The 17,152-nt window shown below is 36.7% G+C and carries 13 protein-coding genes, 1 pseudogene and 1 other annotated feature; all 14 genes and pseudogenes read left to right on the top strand.

What is annotated here, in order from left to right; all coding sequences use genetic code 11:
* The first annotated feature begins 26 nt into the window (after positions 1 to 26).
* Positions 27 to 263, top strand: a binding site (T-box leader).
* 150 nt (positions 264 to 413) lie between these two features.
* The 14 genes and pseudogenes from ileS (at position 414) to pyrE (ending at position 17,026) form a co-directional block, all read left to right on the top strand.
* Entirely contained in the window at positions 414 to 3,185 is a 2,772-nt protein-coding gene (gene ileS / locus NST63_RS16420) for an isoleucine--tRNA ligase (protein ID WP_341042976.1), read from the top strand.
* 135 nt (positions 3,186 to 3,320) lie between these two features.
* Complete coding sequence (locus NST63_RS16415) at positions 3,321 to 3,602, top strand: TraR/DksA family transcriptional regulator (protein ID WP_058002577.1); 282 nt, start codon at positions 3,321 to 3,323, stop codon at positions 3,600 to 3,602.
* Between the two features lie 104 nt (positions 3,603 to 3,706).
* Positions 3,707 to 4,192 (top strand): signal peptidase II, encoded by a 486-nt coding sequence (gene lspA, locus NST63_RS16410; protein ID WP_058002578.1) that lies wholly within the window; start codon positions 3,707 to 3,709, stop codon positions 4,190 to 4,192.
* On the top strand, positions 4,164 to 5,069 hold the full coding sequence (locus NST63_RS16405) for an RluA family pseudouridine synthase (protein ID WP_341042975.1): 906 nt from the start codon (positions 4,164 to 4,166) through the stop codon (positions 5,067 to 5,069). Before lspA ends, NST63_RS16405 begins: the two co-directional genes overlap by 29 nt.
* A 165-nt stretch (positions 5,070 to 5,234) precedes the next feature.
* Positions 5,235 to 5,777 carry a bifunctional pyr operon transcriptional regulator/uracil phosphoribosyltransferase PyrR gene (gene pyrR, locus NST63_RS16400; protein WP_212942006.1) on the top strand — a complete coding sequence of 181 codons (543 nt, stop codon included), beginning with the start codon at positions 5,235 to 5,237 and terminating at the stop codon, positions 5,775 to 5,777.
* Between the two features lie 186 nt (positions 5,778 to 5,963).
* Complete coding sequence (locus NST63_RS16395) at positions 5,964 to 7,283, top strand: solute carrier family 23 protein (RefSeq protein WP_212942005.1); 1,320 nt, start codon at positions 5,964 to 5,966, stop codon at positions 7,281 to 7,283.
* A gap of 241 nt (positions 7,284 to 7,524) precedes the next feature.
* Positions 7,525 to 8,439, top strand: coding sequence for an aspartate carbamoyltransferase catalytic subunit (locus NST63_RS16390; RefSeq protein WP_341042974.1), 915 nt, complete (start codon positions 7,525 to 7,527; stop codon positions 8,437 to 8,439).
* Entirely contained in the window at positions 8,423 to 9,706 is a 1,284-nt protein-coding gene (locus NST63_RS16385) for a dihydroorotase (protein WP_341042973.1), read from the top strand. Before NST63_RS16390 ends, NST63_RS16385 begins: the two co-directional genes overlap by 17 nt.
* A pseudogene (locus NST63_RS16380) lies at positions 9,706 to 10,811 on the top strand (carbamoyl phosphate synthase small subunit). The gene NST63_RS16385 and the pseudogene NST63_RS16380 overlap by 1 nt, the downstream one beginning before the upstream one ends.
* Positions 10,790 to 14,002, top strand: coding sequence for a carbamoyl-phosphate synthase large subunit (gene carB, locus NST63_RS16375; RefSeq protein WP_341042971.1), 3,213 nt, complete (start codon positions 10,790 to 10,792; stop codon positions 14,000 to 14,002). The pseudogene NST63_RS16380 and the gene carB overlap by 22 nt, the downstream one beginning before the upstream one ends.
* On the top strand, positions 13,999 to 14,775 hold the full coding sequence (locus tag NST63_RS16370; RefSeq protein WP_341042969.1) for a dihydroorotate dehydrogenase electron transfer subunit: 777 nt from the start codon (positions 13,999 to 14,001) through the stop codon (positions 14,773 to 14,775). The genes carB and NST63_RS16370 overlap by 4 nt, the downstream gene beginning before the upstream one ends.
* A complete protein-coding gene (locus tag NST63_RS16365; protein WP_341042967.1) occupies positions 14,772 to 15,683 on the top strand; it encodes a dihydroorotate dehydrogenase in 912 nt (303 codons plus the stop codon). Before NST63_RS16370 ends, NST63_RS16365 begins: the two co-directional genes overlap by 4 nt.
* A 1-nt stretch (position 15,684) precedes the next feature.
* Positions 15,685 to 16,410, top strand: coding sequence for an orotidine-5'-phosphate decarboxylase (gene pyrF / locus NST63_RS16360; protein WP_341042966.1), 726 nt, complete (start codon positions 15,685 to 15,687; stop codon positions 16,408 to 16,410).
* Entirely contained in the window at positions 16,397 to 17,026 is a 630-nt protein-coding gene (pyrE, locus tag NST63_RS16355; protein ID WP_341042964.1) for an orotate phosphoribosyltransferase, read from the top strand. Before pyrF ends, pyrE begins: the two co-directional genes overlap by 14 nt.
* Positions 17,027 to 17,152 lie beyond the last annotated feature (126 nt).

Genomic DNA, 17,152 nt, shown 5'->3' with positions numbered 1-17,152 from the left:
TTCACATATAATTTATAAAACTAATATTTTAAACGATGACAGGGACAGTACAATTATTTACATGTCTTATAATATATAGCGAACCAAGGATAGTGAAAGCTTGGTATAAGCAAATAATTGGAACATCACCCTAGAGTTCTTGAATTGAACACCTTTATGGTTAGTAGATAATAGCGAATCATTCACGATACGAATGCTAAGAGGCGGATAATCAATGATTATCTACTAGGGTGGTACCGCGGGAAAACCTTCTCGTCCCTTTACAGGGATGTGAAGGTTTTTTTGTTGTTTAAACATATCCATACAAAAGTAAGAAAAAAGCCTATAGAATAGTTCTAAATAGGCAATGATGTGTATAGTGAATTCGGGATTTTTCAAATTGTTGGTCCCTGTGATATCAAGGAGGAAGTAATATGGATTATAAAGATACGTTATTAATGCCAAAAACAGAATTTCCAATGCGAGGAAACCTACCTAAACGCGAACCGGAAATTCAAGAAAAATGGAAGGAACTTAATATCTACGAAAAGGTGCAAGAGCATACAAAAGGTAGACCATTATTTGTCCTTCATGATGGACCTCCATATGCTAATGGCGATCTTCATATGGGGCATGCATTAAATAAAACATTAAAGGATTTTATCGTTCGATTTAAATCAATGACAGGATTCAATGCTCCATATGTTCCTGGATGGGATACACATGGTTTACCAATTGAACAAGCATTAACGAACAAAGGTGTCAAACGTAAGGAAATGTCTGTTGCCGAATTCCGTAAACTTTGTGAAGAATATGCCTATCAACAAGTTGATAATCAACGTGAAGCATTTAAACGTTTAGGTGTACGTGGAGATTGGGAAAATCCATATATCACTTTAAAACCTGAATATGAAGCACAACAAATTAAGGTTTTTGGTGAGATGGCTAAAAAAGGATATATTTATAAAGGAATGAAACCTGTATACTGGTCTCCTTCTAGTGAATCTGCTTTAGCCGAAGCAGAAATTGAATATAAAGATATTAAATCTCCATCTATCTATGTTGCCTTTGAAGTAAAAGATGGAAAAGGTGTATTAGAAGCTAATACAAAGATTATTATTTGGACGACGACTCCATGGACAATTCCGGCCAATTTAGGAATTGCAGTAAATCCGGAAATTGACTATGTAGTAGTAAGCGTTAATAACGAAAAATATGTAATTGCGAAAGCATTACTAGAAACGGTTTCTGAAGTTTTAGAATGGGAATCTCCTGAAATTGTTCAAACAGTTACAGGGAAAGAGCTAGAATATGTTGTAGCTAAACATCCATTATATGATCGAGATTCATTAGTGATTTTAGGTGACCATGTGACAACAGAATCTGGTACTGGATGTGTTCATACAGCTCCAGGTCATGGGGAAGATGATTTCCTTGTAGGTAAAAAATATGGGTTAGATGTTTTATGTCCAGTTGATGATAAGGGAGTTTTAACTTCTGAAGCACCTGGCTTTGAAGGATTATTCTATGATAAAGCAAATAAGCCGATTACTGAGAAGTTAGAGGAAGCTGGAGCATTACTAAAATTAAACTTCTTCACACACTCATATCCGCATGATTGGAGAACGAAGAAACCTGTTATATTCCGAGCTACTGCGCAATGGTTTGCATCTATTGATAAGTTCCGTGAAGAACTATTACAAGCTATAAAGGAAGTAAAATGGGTACCAACTTGGGGCGAAACGCGCCTATTTAATATGGTCCGTGACCGTGGCGATTGGTGTATTTCAAGACAACGTGCGTGGGGTGTACCAATCCCGGTATTTTATGGAGAAAATGGTGATCCGATCATCACTGATGAAACAATCGAGCATATCTCTAATTTATTCCGTGAGCACGGGTCAAATATTTGGTTTGAACGTGAAGCAAAGGATCTATTGCCTGAGGGATTCACACACCCAAGTAGTCCAAATGGGGAATTTACAAAAGAAACGGATATTATGGATGTATGGTTCGATTCAGGTTCATCCCATCAAGGTGTACTGGTTGAACGTGATGATCTTCAGCGTCCTGCAGATCTTTATCTTGAAGGATCTGATCAGTATCGTGGATGGTTTAATTCATCATTAACTACTTCTGTTGCCGTTTCAGGTCAAGCACCGTATAAAGGTGTTCTAAGTCATGGCTTCGTCCTTGATGGTGAAGGCAGAAAGATGAGTAAGTCATTAGGAAATGTGATCTTGCCTGGAAAGGTAGTCAATCAACTAGGAGCAGACATCATTCGTTTATGGGTAGCATCTGTTGACTATCAAGCAGATGTCCGTGTATCAGATGCTATTTTAAAACAAGTATCAGAAGTATATCGTAAGATTCGAAATACGTTCCGATTCTTATTAGGAAATTTATCAGATTTTGATCCTGCAACTGATAAAGTTAAGTATGAGGACCTTCGTGAAGTAGATCAATTTATGCTTGTGAAATTAAATAATTTAATTAAACAAGTTCGAAATGCCTATGAAGGTTATGAATATTCAACGATCTACCATAATGTTAATAATTTCTGTACCCTAGATTTAAGTTCATTTTATTTAGACTTTGCAAAAGATGTATTATATATTGAAGCAAAAGATAATGAAGAACGTCGGGCGATGCAAACCGTTCTATATGAATGTTTAACAGCTTTAACTAAGCTCTTAACACCGATTCTTCCACACACAGCTGATGAAGTTTGGGGCTATATCCCTGGCATTGAAGAAGTTAGTGTTCAGCTTACTAATATGCCTGAATATGTTGAAATTCCAAATGCTAAGGAATTAGAATTAAAATGGGAGAATTTCTTAAAATTACGTGATGATGTTCTAAAGGCACTAGAAGAAGCGCGCAATGAAAAAGTTATTGGAAAATCATTAACTGCAAAAATGACTGTATATGTGAATGATGAAATGAAACAATTATTAGATTCCATTTCTGAAAACATGAAGCAATTATTTATTGTTTCTGGATTTGAGGTAGGTGGAGCGATCGCTGATGCTCCTGAAAATGCTGTAAAACTTGAACATGCAGCAATTGTTGTTGAAAAAGCTGAAGGTGAGACATGTGAACGCTGCTGGATTGTAACAACTGAAATAGGTGAGGACGAGAATCATCCAACCTTATGCCAACGTTGTGCTTCAGTTGTTAAAGAATCTTATGAAAATGTTCAATAAAATAATTGCTAAAAAACCCTTGAAGGTAAATCTTCGAGGGTTTTCTATTTTATGTAACTACATGAAAGACTTACTCCATCATCATTATCATGATTCGGGTAAACTAACATTAATTCATTAAAGGAGGGAATTTCAATGTGCCGAAATGATGATCAATTATTTTATTTACTTCATGATCTAAAAGCTGAATTAAGTGCATATGAGACAAAGGACGAATTAATTAAAGATATGATTAATGAAGAATTAAAAGATATTCATACAGCCCTTTCTAAATGGAATAAAGGTAATTATGGAAAGTGTGAGCACAGTGGTGATCCAATCCCGAAAGAATGGCTGGAAACAATACCTACATTAAAATCCTCCGATGAATGGAATCAACTATGGTCATATGGGAAAATATCCATACCTTATAGTTGAGTACATCTTAAACTTTTCTAAAATCCCCCTGTATGCTACAATTCAAAAGAAGAATCGTAAAACTATATAATTATAATGAAAAAGTAGATACGGGGGTATCCTTTGTGATTTATTACATACTGGCTTTATTTGTAATTGCATTAGACCAAATAACAAAAATGTTGGTCGTTAAAAATATGGAAATAGGAGAAAGTATTAATATTATTGAAGATGTATTTTCCATCACTTCCCATCGAAATCGAGGTGCAGCATGGGGGATTTTAGAAGGCCAAATGTGGCTGTTTTATTTGATTACCATCATTGTTGTTGGTGGAATTATTTATTATCTTTATAAATATGCAAAAGGAAAACCCTTATTAGGAATCAGTCTTGCCTTTATGTTAGGGGGGGCAATTGGGAATTTTATTGATCGATTAATTCGCCAAGAAGTAGTGGATTTTCTTTATGCCAGAATTATTGATTTTCCAATTTTCAATATTGCTGATGCAAGCTTAACGATTGGTGTGATTCTACTACTTATTCAAATGCTTATAGAAGAGCGTAAATCAAAGGAGAAAACATATGGAAAAAATGGAACACATCATTCTTGAAAGTGAGAATAACGAACGTATCGACAAGATTATTTCCACTATGAATGCAGAATGGTCCCGTTCACAAGTTCAGCAATGGATTAAAGATGGACATGTTAAAGTAAATGGAAAACAAATTAAAGCAAATTATAAATGCACGATTAATGATCAAATTGTCATTGATATCCCTGAACCAGAGATCCTTGATGTTCAGGCAGAAGAAATGAATTTAGACATTTACTATGAGGATGGGGATGTACTCGTCGTAAATAAACCAAAAGGCATGGTTGTTCATCCAGCACCAGGACATTTAACAGGTACACTAGTTAATGGCTTGATGGCACATTGTAAGGATCTATCAGGGATTAATGGAGTGTTAAGACCTGGTATTGTACATCGAATTGATAAAGATACATCAGGATTATTAATGGTGGCTAAAAATGATATGGCACATGAAGGACTGGTTAATCAATTAGTCGATAAATCCGTGACACGTAAATATTTCGCCATCGTTCACGGAAATGTCCCTCATGATTATGGGACAATTGATGCACCGATTGGACGTGACCCAAATGATCGTCAAAGAATGACGGTAGTTGATAATGGAAAACATGCTGTGACCCATTTTCGTGTATTAGAACGATTCAATCAATATACATTTATTGAATGTGAATTAGAAACAGGACGTACTCACCAAATACGTGTCCATATGAAATATATAGGTTTCCCATTAGTTGGTGATCCTAAATATGGTCCTAGAAAAACATTATCTATCGGTGGGCAAGCATTGCACGCAGGTATCCTAGGGTTCATTCATCCTCGGACGAAACAATATATTGAATTTGAGGCCCCAATACCAGAGGAATTTGAAAAACTGTTAATCGAGCTAAAAAGATAAGGTTGACAAATTAGCTATCTAGTATTAATCTATTAATAACTTAATATCCCCCCTTTAATACAGTCCTGTGAGGCTGAGAAGGAAACGGATAGTTGATTCAATTATAAATTCGTAGACCCTCTCGCCGACAAGGTGAGAGGGTTTTTAATTTGTGAGGTGGAAAAATTGTCTCAAAAAGCTATCGTTCTTGATCAGCAAGCAATTAGAAGAGCACTTACTCGTATAGCTCATGAAATTATTGAGCGCAATAAAGGGATACAAGACTGCATTTTAGTCGGAATTAAGACAAGAGGTATTCATATCGCAGAGCGTTTAGCAGAAAGAATTGAACAAATTGAAGGCCATCCTATTGATGTAGGGGTTTTAGATATCACATTATATCGTGATGATTTATCGAAAAAAAATGAAGATGCTGAACCTGAAGTAAAGGGATCACATATTCCTAGTGAAATTAATAATCGTAAAGTCATTTTAGTAGATGATGTATTATATACTGGAAGAACTGTCCGTGCTGGAATGGATGCATTGATGGACATTGGCAGACCCTCCCAAATTCAGCTAGCTGTATTAGTTGATCGAGGTCACCGTGAACTTCCAATACGTGCAGATTTCATCGGTAAGAACATACCAACCTCGAGCAGTGAAAGAATTGTTGTAGCCCTTGAGGAAGTAGATGGATTAGATCAAGTAAGTATTTATGAAAACTAAATAAAAAAACCTTTTAAAAGCAGTCCAGAGAGGCTGACAAAGGTGGAAACTTTCTATTGAATCATTATGTTGTTCGATAGGTTGTCTAGCCCTCTTTGTAGCTTCTCGCTATAAAAGAGGGTTTTTATTTTGACTGAAGCACAAATAAATTATAGGAAAACTTAATGTAAAGGGAGATTGAATCTTATGGGTAGAAATCCAGATATCGTACTAGATATACATGATAAACCAAATAAAACACAATGGATTAGTTTAAGTATTCAACATTTGTTTGCGATGTTTGGATCAACTGTTTTAGTTCCGCTTCTAGTCGGCTTGAGTCCAGCAGTAGCACTTGCTTCAAGCGGTTTAGGAACGTTAGCATATATTCTTATTACTAGAGGTAAAGTTCCTGCTTATTTAGGATCTTCCTTCGCTTTTATTGCCCCCCTAATTAGTGCTAAGGCATTAGGTGGTCCAGGAGCAGCCATGTTGGGAACCTTCTTTGCTGGAATCATTTACGGTTTGGTCGCTTTGCTTATAAATAAATTAGGTTATCGATGGTTAATGAGACTCTTGCCTCCTATAGTAGTGGCACCAGTTATAATCGTCATTGGATTAGGCTTGGCAGGAACAGCAGTTGGCATGGCAATGTATGAAAATCCTGGTGCAGCATCACAAGATCTTGTCTATAGTACTAAGCATATCGTTGTTGCGTTATGTACGATTGCGTTCATTGTGATTAGTTCCACCTACTTCCGCGGATTCCTAAAACTTATTCCTATCTTGATAGGGATTGTTGGTGGATATATTGTCTCAATTTTTGCTGGATTGGTTGATTTTTCGGGAGTTATCGAAGCAAAGTGGATAGCATTACCTGATTTTGTAATTCCGTTTGTGTCATATGAGCCAAAATTTTCTTGGGAAGTCGTGATGCTCGTCGTACCAGTTGCCATCGTAACCTTGTCTGAACATATTGGCCATCAAATCGTATTAGGTAAAGTGGTAAATAAAGATTTAGTTGCAGACCCTGGATTGGACAGCTCCTTACTTGGTGATGGAGTATCAATCATTATTGCTTCACTTATAGGCGGACCACCTACAACCACATATGGTGAAAACATTGGTGTTTTAGCCATCACACGGGCATATAGTGTCTATGTAATTGGTGGTGCAGGTGTTTTTGCATTAGTATTTAGCTTCATTGGAAAGATTAGTGCCTTCCTGAGCTCTATACCAACAGCCGTAATGGGAGGAGTGTCGATTGTCTTATTTGGAACGATTGCAGCGAGTGGGTTAAGAATGCTTGTTGAACACAAAATCGATTTTGCTGATAATCGTAATCTACTGATTTCATCTGTCATCCTTGTTATAGGTATAGGAGGTGCGTTCATCAGGTTTACAGATAAATTTGAACTTTCAGGAATGGCATTAGCAGCTATTCTAGGAGTCATACTCAATCTTGTATTGCCAGGACGTCCAAAGGAAGATGAAGAAATTGATTTATTTGGAGAAGTAGAAAAGTAAAAAGGAGATCACCTTTTAAGAAAAGTCCAGAGAGGCTTACAAGGGTGTTATATTAAATATGTCCATTTATACTGATTAATGAAGACATATTTAAAAAAACACCCACCTATTTGGTAGGGTGTTTTTTTACGCACTCAATTTATAAGAATTAGCTGCTTATTTGTTTCGATATTTAAAATCTAAATTTTATTTAATCGTGTAGAAAAACAACTTGTGTGTGTATAAAAAGGAGGACTTATCGATGTGTCACCTATTAACAATGTCAGATTTAACAAATGAAGATATTAATGAAATTTTGCAGGATGCCGAGTGGTTTTGGAAGGGAAATACATGGACTACACCGCAAAAAATGTATTCCGTAAATCTATTTTTTGAGCCAAGTACAAGAACAAAGTGTAGCTTTGAAATGGCAGAAAGAAAATTAGGGATGGAGATTATTCCTTTTGAAACGAATACATCGAGTCTTCATAAAGGTGAGACATTATACGATACTGTTAGAACATTAGAATCGATAGGGGTTGACTTAGCCGTTATTCGTCATAATCAAGATCATTACTATCGAGAGCTAATTCCAAATATAAGGATTCCTATTATAAATGGCGGTGACGGTTGTGGACAGCATCCTACCCAATCACTTTTAGATTTATTCACAATTAAACAGGAGTTTGGAACGTTTAAGGGATTAAATATAACGATTATTGGAGATATATCTCATAGTCGTGTGGCTCGTTCAAATATGGAAGCATTAACTAAGCTAGGCGCGAATGTAACATTCTCCGGACCACCAGAATGGTTTGATCATTCATTCTCTTTAGGGAACTATGCTCCTATTAATCAAGCAATAGAACACGCAGATGTAGTGATGCTGTTACGGATTCAGCATGAAAGACATCAAGGTAAATCCTTTTACTCTGCAGAACAATACCATGACCAATATGGTTTAACATTAGAACGTGTGAATAGGATGAAAAATGGAAGCATTATTATGCATCCAGCACCTATTAATAGAAATGTTGAAATTGCAGATGAATTAGTAGAATGTAAGAAATCTAGAATCTTTAAGCAAATGGAAAACGGTGTATATATTAGGATGGCTGTATTAAAGCGAGCAGTAGAACATTCATTAAGGGGTTGTTTACATGAATTACATAATTAAAAACGGATATATCTTAGATGAGAACAATAAGCAAGTATTTGTGGATATTCGAGTACAAGATGGCGTAATAAAAGAAATTGGGACTAATTTAGAAGCAAATGGAGAGAACATTTATGAAGCAAATGGTTGCTTAATTGCTCCAGGCTTTATCGATTTACATATTCATTTAAGGGAACCAGGTGGGGAACATAAAGAAACAATAGAAACTGGGACAATGGCAGCAGCTAAAGGAGGGTATACAACGGTGGCTTGTATGCCCAATACGAAGCCAGTTCCTGACACGCCTGAACAAATGGAATGGATGATGAACAGAATAAATGAATCAGGTCATGTAAAAGTATTACCATATGCATCTATTACAATAGGTCAACTAGGGGAGGAACTAACGAATTTTTCTGGTTTAAAAGAAAAAGGCGCGTTTGCTTTTACTGATGATGGAGTAGGTATTCAAACAGCTGGAATGATGTATGAAGCCATGAAACGTGCAGCAGCTATTAATATGGCAGTCGTAGCACATTGTGAAGATAATTCCCTTATCTACGGAGGAGCTGTTCATGAGGGCGAGTTTTCAAAGAAATATGGCGTACCTGGTATTCCTTCGGTATGTGAATCGGTACATATAGCCAGAGACATTCTACTCGCTGAAGCAACAGGTTGCCATTATCATGTATGTCATATAAGTACAAAGGAATCTGTACGAGTCGTCCGAGATGCAAAAAAAGCAGGGATCCATGTTACTGCTGAAGTAACACCACATCATTTACTTTTATGTGAAGATGATATTCCTGGTATCGATACTAATTATAAAATGAACCCACCTCTTCGTAGTAAAGAAGATCGTGATGCTTTAATAGAAGGCTTATTAGATGGAACAATTGATTTCATTGCGACAGATCATGCACCTCATACAAGTGAGGAGAAGGGGAAAGGAATGGAACATGCACCATTTGGTATTGTTGGGTTAGAAACAGCATTTCCATTACTTTATACTCATTTCGTAGAAAAAGGCATTTTTACATTAAAACAATTAATTGATTGGTTGACAATCGCACCTGCTAAGGCTTTCCAACTTACATCCGGGAAACTTGAGGTTGGCGCAGCAGCAGATATTACTGTAATCAATCTAGAGCAAAAAGAAGAGATTAACCATTTAGAATTTAAATCCAAAGGAAAGAACACACCATTTTCTGGATGGAATTGTAAAGGGTGGCCAATTGCAACCTTTGTTGATGGAAAATTGAAATGGAATGCAGGAGGTGCACAGTAATGAAAAGACAACTCATATTAGAGGATGGTACCGTGATGATCGGTCAAGCATTTGGGAGTAATGAAACGACATTTGGTGAAATCGTATTTACAACCGGAATGACAGGCTATCAGGAAACGATAACTGATCCATCCTACTGTGGTCAAATTGTTACATTAACCTATCCGCTTGTTGGTAACTATGGGATAAATCGTGATGATTACGAGTCCATTCAACCAGCAATTAAAGGGTTAATCGTGAAGGAAGCTGCAGATTTTCCATCAAATTGGCGAAATGATATGAGTTTAGATGAATTTTTAAAAATAAAAAATATCCCCGGTATTTCTGGAGTGGATACGAGAAAATTAACAAGAATTATACGTAAACACGGGACCTTAAAAGGGGCAATTTGCGCTGATACTGTAAATCCCAATGAAATAATTAAACAATTACTAGAAGATAACACGCCAAATAATCAGGTTGAACAGGTTTCGACTAAAAAACCATATCCAAGTCCAGGTAGAGGACATCATGTAGTATTAGTAGATTTCGGCTCTAAACATGGGATTTTACGAGAGTTGAATAAAAGAAATTGTGACGTTACAGTTGTTCCTTATAACACAAATGCGGAGGAAATTCTTGCATTAAAGCCAGATGGAGTCATGTTATCTAATGGCCCTGGAGATCCAAAGGATGTTCCAGAAGGAGTAGCAATGATTCAAGGCTTATTAGGGGAATGTCCAATTTTCGGGATTTGTTTAGGACATCAATTATTTGCATTAGCAAATGGAGCAGATACATATAAATTAAAATTTGGCCATCGAGGTGCAAATCATCCAATTAAAGATTTGAAAACGGGTAGGATATATTTTACATCACAAAACCATGGCTATGCGGTTAGCGAAGAATCTATTCATTCGACACATTTAAAAGTTACTCAAGTTAATTTAAATGATTGTACAATTGAAGGTCTCGAACATGAATTGTATCCAGCATTTACTGTTCAGTATCATCCAGAAGCAGCACCAGGACCAGAAGATACGAATTTCTTATTTGATCAATTTTTATTATCTATTGAGAAATGGAAAGGAACGGTGAAGCAGCATGCCTAAACGTACGGATATAAAGAGTATCTTAGTAATAGGATCTGGGCCCATCATTATTGGTCAAGCGGCAGAATTTGATTATGCAGGGACACAGGCTTGCTTAGCATTGAAAGAGGAAGGATATCGTGTCATCCTTGTGAATTCTAATCCAGCAACTATTATGACTGATACCGAAATTGCAGATATTGTTTATATTGAGCCTATTACATTAGAGTTTGTTACGCGAATCATACGAAAAGAAAGACCTGATGCGATTCTGCCTACATTAGGTGGTCAGACAGGATTAAATATGGCGATGGAACTCGCACAAGCAGGGGTATTAAAAGAGTGTAATGTAGAAGTATTAGGGACGAAATTATCAGCCATTAAACAAGCGGAAGACCGTGATGAATTTCGTAAGCTGATGAATGAATTAAGTGAGCCAGTACCGGAAAGTGCAATCGTTCATAGTTTGGATGAGGCTGTGGAGTTTGTAAAAAGGATCGGTTATCCAGTCATCGTTCGTCCTGCGTATACATTAGGTGGTACAGGTGGTGGTATTTGTGAAAGCAAGGAAGAGTTAATTGAAATAGTCACGAGTGGACTAAAAAACAGTCCAGTTCACCAATGCTTACTAGAAAAAAGTATTGCCGGCTACAAAGAAATTGAATATGAAGTGATGCGAGATTCAAGAGACAATGCTATTGTTGTTTGCAATATGGAAAATATTGATCCAGTTGGTATACATACAGGTGATTCTATTGTGGTTGCACCTAGTCAAACATTAAGCGATAGAGAATATCACCTGCTTCGGAATGTTTCCTTGAAAATCATTCGTGCATTAGGAATTGAAGGTGGATGTAATGTTCAACTTGCCCTTGATCCGTATAGCTTTAACTACTATATTATTGAGGTGAATCCTCGAGTTAGTCGTTCCTCTGCATTAGCCTCAAAGGCAACAGGTTATCCAATTGCCAAGCTTGCAGCTAAAATTGCTATTGGATTGAGTTTAGATGAAATGATGAATCCCGTTACTGGGAAGACATATGCATGTTTTGAGCCTGCACTTGATTATATTGTAACCAAGATTCCTCGTTGGCCATTTGATAAATTTGAATCTGCTAACCGTCGATTAGGCACACAAATGAAAGCAACCGGTGAGGTCATGGCAATAGGGCGTACACTGGAAGAGTCATTATTAAAGGCCGTTAGATCCTTAGAAAGTAATGTACATCATTTAGATCTTATGGGTGCAGACCATTACAGTGATGAAATTATTGAAAAAAGGATAAGAAAAGCTGGTGATGAAAGGATTCTCTATATAAGCGAAGCGATTCGTAGAGGTACTTCCATCGAAACTATACATGAATGGAGCAAAATTGATCTTTTCTTTTTACATAAAATCCAGAAAATTATTCAGTTTGAGAAACGATTAATCAATCATCCCTTTGATCTTGACATTGCGACAAAAGCAAAAAAATTAGGTTTTTCAGATATTAAGCTAGCTGAGCTTTGGAAAACAGAAGAACACACGGTTTATAATTGGAGAAAGAAAAACCATTTACTCCCTGTATATAAAATGGTTGATACATGTGCGGCAGAATTTGAATCAGAAACTCCTTATTTTTATGGAACCTATGAGGAGGAAAATGAATCGGTTGTTACAAATAAGAAAAGTGTCATTGTTCTAGGCTCAGGTCCTATTCGAATAGGACAGGGGGTAGAATTTGATTATGCAACAGTCCATTCTGTTTGGGCGATACAAGAAGCTGGTTATGAAGCGATCATCATTAATAGCAATCCTGAAACAGTTTCCACAGATTTTAGTATTTCAGATAAGTTATACTTTGAACCTCTAACAATCGAAGATGTCATGCATATTATCGATTTAGAAAAGCCCGAAGGTGTCGTGGTTCAATTTGGAGGTCAAACAGCGATAAATCTTGCACAAAGCTTAGTGGATAGAGGGGTAAAAATTCTCGGTACATCATTAGAAAGCTTAGATCGTGCAGAAAATCGTGATAAATTCGAGCAGTCTCTAAAACAATTAAATATCCGTCAACCACTTGGCAAAACAGCATTTTCAGTTGAAGAAGCTATAACGATTGCAAAGGATATAGGTTATCCAGTGCTTGTTCGTCCATCTTATGTACTCGGTGGTCGTGCAATGGAAATTGTCTATCAAGAAAAAGAATTATTTTACTATATGCAACATGCTGTACAAGTGAATCCAGAACATCCTGTCCTTATTGACCGATATCTAGTAGGAAAAGAAGTCGAAGTAGATGCCATTTCGGATGGAGAGAATATTATCATTCCTGGAATTATGGAGCATATCGAACGTGCTGGAGTTCATTCTGGAGATTCAATTGCTGTATATCCTACCCAAAGTATCTCAAAACAGATGAAAGATAGAATTGTGGATTATACGACAAGGCTTGCAAAAGGACTTAATATTATCGGTCTTTTAAATATACAATATGTCATTTCAAACGATGAATTATATGTTATTGAAGTTAATCCGCGTTCAAGTAGAACGGTACCGTTCTTAAGTAAAATTACAAATATTCCAATGGCAAATGTTGCAACAAAAGTGATTCTAGGCTTTAAATTAACTGATCTAGGTTTTGAAACAGGATTGGTTGAGGAGAAAGAAGGGGTGTTTGTAAAAGTACCTGTTTTCTCTTTTGCGAAACTTAGAAGTGTGGATATTACTTTAGGCCCTGAAATGAAATCTACAGGTGAAGTAATGGGGAAGGATCGTACAATTGAAAAAGCACTTTACAAAGGATTTATAGCTTCAGGCATGAAGATACACAATTATGGAACTGTTCTTTTTACTGTGGCAGATAAAGACAAACATGAAGCAATCCAACTTGCTAAGCGTTTTGATGCGATCGGATTTACTCTTATGGCAACGAAAGGTACGGCAAAAATTTTACAAACAGAAGGATTAAACGTTGAAATTATCGATAAAATTGGATCTGTGGGTGTAACTCTGTTAGATATGATCCGAAATGGAAAAGTCCAACTCATTATAAATACATTAACAAAAGGGAAACAGCCAGAAAGAGATGGGTTTCGAATTCGAAGAGCGGCAGTGGAAAACAATATTCCTTGTTTAACATCTTTAGACACTGCTGATGCCATTCTAAGAGTATTAGAATCCATTAATTTTTCATCAGAAGCAATGCCAACAAGTCAAAATCGAAAAGATGTGGTCCTACAATGATTAAACAAGAGAATATGAAAATAGTATCCCAAAAGGTAATTGCAATAAATATATTTGAATTAGTACTAGAAGGAGCTCTCGTTAGCGAGATGAATCAACCAGGTCAATTTGTCCATCTACGCATCAATGATACAATGGATCCATTACTAAGAAGACCAATAAGTATTGCAAGCATAGATGCGGAAAACAATCGATTCACGATGATTTATCGAGCGGATGGTAAAGGTACACGAATTTTATCTCAAAAAAGATCCGGAGAAACAATCGATGTGCTTGGACCATTAGGAAATGGATTTCCTATGGAAAGAAAAAAAGGAGAACGGGCACTTTTAGTGGGTGGAGGAATTGGTGTTCCTCCCCTTTACGAACTATCAAAACAGCTAGTTGCAAAAGGTGTAGAGGTTATACATATTCTTGGACATGAGACAGCAACTAAAGCATTCTATTACGATGAGTTTACACAATTAGGAAATACATATATTGCAACGGTTGATGGCACATTGGGAACGAAAGGTTTTGTTACAAATGTGTTGGAAAATGAAAATATCCAATTTGATTGTTTTTATTCATGTGGTCCCATGCCAATGTTGAAAGCATTGGAAAATATGTATCCAGAGGTTGAAGGCTATATATCTTTAGAAAAGAGAATGGGCTGTGGGATTGGTGCCTGTTTAGCGTGTGTTTGTCATTTAGTAGATGATTCAACGGGAACAAAATATCGAAAAGTTTGTAGTGATGGACCTGTTTTCCGTATTGGAGAGGTGATCATATGAATCGTTTAAATATAGATTTGCCAGGATTATCATTAAAGAATCCTGTAATGCCTGCATCAGGATGCTTTGGCTTTGGGAAAGAATATAGTCAATTTTATGATCTAAGTCAACTAGGCTCAATCATGATTAAAGCGACAACTGCAGAAGCTAGATATGGCAATCCAACGCCGCGTGTTGCGGAAACGCCAGCTGGAATGTTAAATGCCATTGGGTTACAAAATCCAGGACTTCAATCTGTTTTGGAAAATGAATTACCTTGGCTTGAACATTATGATGTTCCAATTATCGCCAATGTAGCGGGTTCTCAAGTAGAGGATTATGTAGAAGTTGCAGAAGCGATTTCTAAAGCTCCGAATGTGAAGGCATTGGAATTAAATATTTCTTGTCCAAATGTGAAAACAGGAGGAATCGCATTTGGAACCATTCCAGAAGTTGCAAAAGATTTAACAAAGAAAGTAAAAGCTGTTTCCGATGTTCCTGTTTATGTTAAGTTGTCACCAAATGTTAGTAATATTGTTGATATGGCTAAGGCAGTAGAAGAAGCCGGAGCGGATGGATTAACAATGATCAATACACTCTTAGGAATGAATATTGATATTCGCACTGGAAAACCTATTTTGGCTAATCGGACTGGTGGGTTATCTGGACCAGCAATTAAGCCTGTAGCCATACGAATGATTTATGAAGTAAGTCAAAGAGTGTCAATTCCGATTATAGGTATGGGTGGTATTCAATCGGTTGAGGACATCATTGAATTTTTTTATGCGGGTGCAAGTGCAGTAGCCATAGGAACAGCAAATTTTATCGATCCCTTAATATGTCCAAAATTAATTAAGGAGCTTCCGGAGAAATTAGATGAATTAGGAATTTCTCATATATCAGAACTCATAGGAAGGAGCTGGAAATAACATGGTAAATACTCCGATTATCGCATTAGATTTTCCAAATTATGAATCAACAATGAACTTTTTAAAACAATTTGAAGCTGAATCGCTTTATGTAAAAGTGGGGATGGAATTATTTTATCAGACTGGTCCTTCGTTAATAGAGCATTTAAAACGTGCTGGTCACCAGATATTTCTAGATTTGAAGCTTCACGATATCCCTCATACTGTTCATAGTGCTATGAAAGGATTAGCAGGATTAGGCGTTGATATGGTCAATGTACATGCTGCAGGTGGTTTGAAAATGATGAAAGCTGCTTTAACTGGCTTGGAGGCTGGGACGAAGCATGGGGAAAAACGTCCATTATTAATAGCTGTAACCCAATTAACGAGCACTTCTGAAGAGGAGATGCAAAAGGAGCAATTAATTCAGCATTCATTAACAGATTCTGTTCTGCATTATGCGAAGCTTACTTATCAGGCTGGATTAGATGGAGTAGTATGTTCAGCATTAGAGGCTAATGAAATAAAAAAACGTACTAGTCATGAATTCCTCTGTGTGACACCCGGTATTCGCTTGGAAGGGGATGCCACTCATGACCAAAAAAGAGTTGTTACACCACAAGAGGCTAGAAAGATTGGATCAAGTGCGATAGTAGTTGGTCGATCCATTACTCAGTCAGTCGAGCCTTTGCAAACCTATTTACATGTTAAACAATTATGGAGGGATATTGAACATGACAACATCTAAAGAAATAGCAGAAAAACTATTATCTATCGAGGCAGTATTTTTAAAACCTAATGAACCATTTACTTGGTCCTCCGGAATATTATCTCCCATATACTGTGATAATCGACTAACGCTTTCATATCCCGTACTTCGAAAGGAAATTGCCAAAGGGTTAGTGGATTTGATTCAGAATTACTTTCCAGATACTGAAATTATTGCCGGAACCGCAACTGCTGGAATTCCGCATGCTGCTTGGATAAGTGACTTGATGGAACTTCCTATGTGCTATGTTCGTTCAAAAGCTAAAGCACACGGGAAAGGAAATCAAATTGAAGGCAAAGTATCTACAGGGAAAAAGGTTGTAGTAGTAGAAGATCTAATCTCCACAGGAGGTAGTGTCATTACCGCAGTAGAAGCCTTAAGAAGTGCTGGTTGTGAGGTATTAGGTGTGGTTTCAATATTTACTTATGAACTTGTGCAAGGGAAGGAACAATTAAAGGAAGCAAATATTCCTACACATTCTTTAGTGACGTATTCCACTCTAATTGAGGTTGCTTTGCAAAAAGGAATCATTTTAGACTCCGATCTAACTACACTGAATGACTGGCGTAAAAATCCTTCTGAATGGAAGCGATAAAAGAGTAAGAGGGGTATCTTAGTTATAAGATACCCCTGTTTTATTGAGTATAGCGTATTTAATATTTATTCGCCTAAGTATTGTTGTATTTAGATGAAATTTACATTAAAAAATAGTGCTATGAGA

This window comes from Heyndrickxia sp. FSL W8-0496 (assembly GCF_038007825.1).
In the GTDB taxonomy this organism is placed as follows: domain Bacteria; phylum Bacillota; class Bacilli; order Bacillales; family Bacillaceae_C; genus Heyndrickxia; species Heyndrickxia oleronia.
The sequence above is the reverse complement of the archived record's forward strand: the minus strand, read 5'-3'. Positions and strand labels throughout refer to the sequence as shown.

Excerpts from the sequence above, each read along its gene's own strand:
- ileS (WP_341042976.1), top strand. The coding sequence starts at position 414 with ATGGATTATAAAGATACGTTATTAATGCCAAAAACAGAATTTCCAATG.
- NST63_RS16415 (WP_058002577.1), top strand. The coding sequence starts at position 3,321 with ATGTGCCGAAATGATGATCAATTATTTTATTTACTTCATGATCTAAAA.
- NST63_RS16405 (WP_341042975.1), top strand. The coding sequence starts at position 4,164 with ATGGAAAAAATGGAACACATCATTCTTGAAAGTGAGAATAACGAACGT.
- NST63_RS16395 (WP_212942005.1), top strand. The coding sequence starts at position 5,964 with ATGGGTAGAAATCCAGATATCGTACTAGATATACATGATAAACCAAAT.
- NST63_RS16390 (WP_341042974.1), top strand. The coding sequence starts at position 7,525 with ATGTGTCACCTATTAACAATGTCAGATTTAACAAATGAAGATATTAAT.
- NST63_RS16385 (WP_341042973.1), top strand. The coding sequence starts at position 8,423 with ATGAATTACATAATTAAAAACGGATATATCTTAGATGAGAACAATAAG.
- carB (WP_341042971.1), top strand. The coding sequence starts at position 10,790 with ATGCCTAAACGTACGGATATAAAGAGTATCTTAGTAATAGGATCTGGG.
- NST63_RS16370 (WP_341042969.1), top strand. The coding sequence starts at position 13,999 with ATGATTAAACAAGAGAATATGAAAATAGTATCCCAAAAGGTAATTGCA.
- NST63_RS16365 (WP_341042967.1), top strand. The coding sequence starts at position 14,772 with ATGAATCGTTTAAATATAGATTTGCCAGGATTATCATTAAAGAATCCT.
- pyrF (WP_341042966.1), top strand. The coding sequence starts at position 15,685 with ATGGTAAATACTCCGATTATCGCATTAGATTTTCCAAATTATGAATCA.
- pyrE (WP_341042964.1), top strand. The coding sequence starts at position 16,397 with ATGACAACATCTAAAGAAATAGCAGAAAAACTATTATCTATCGAGGCA.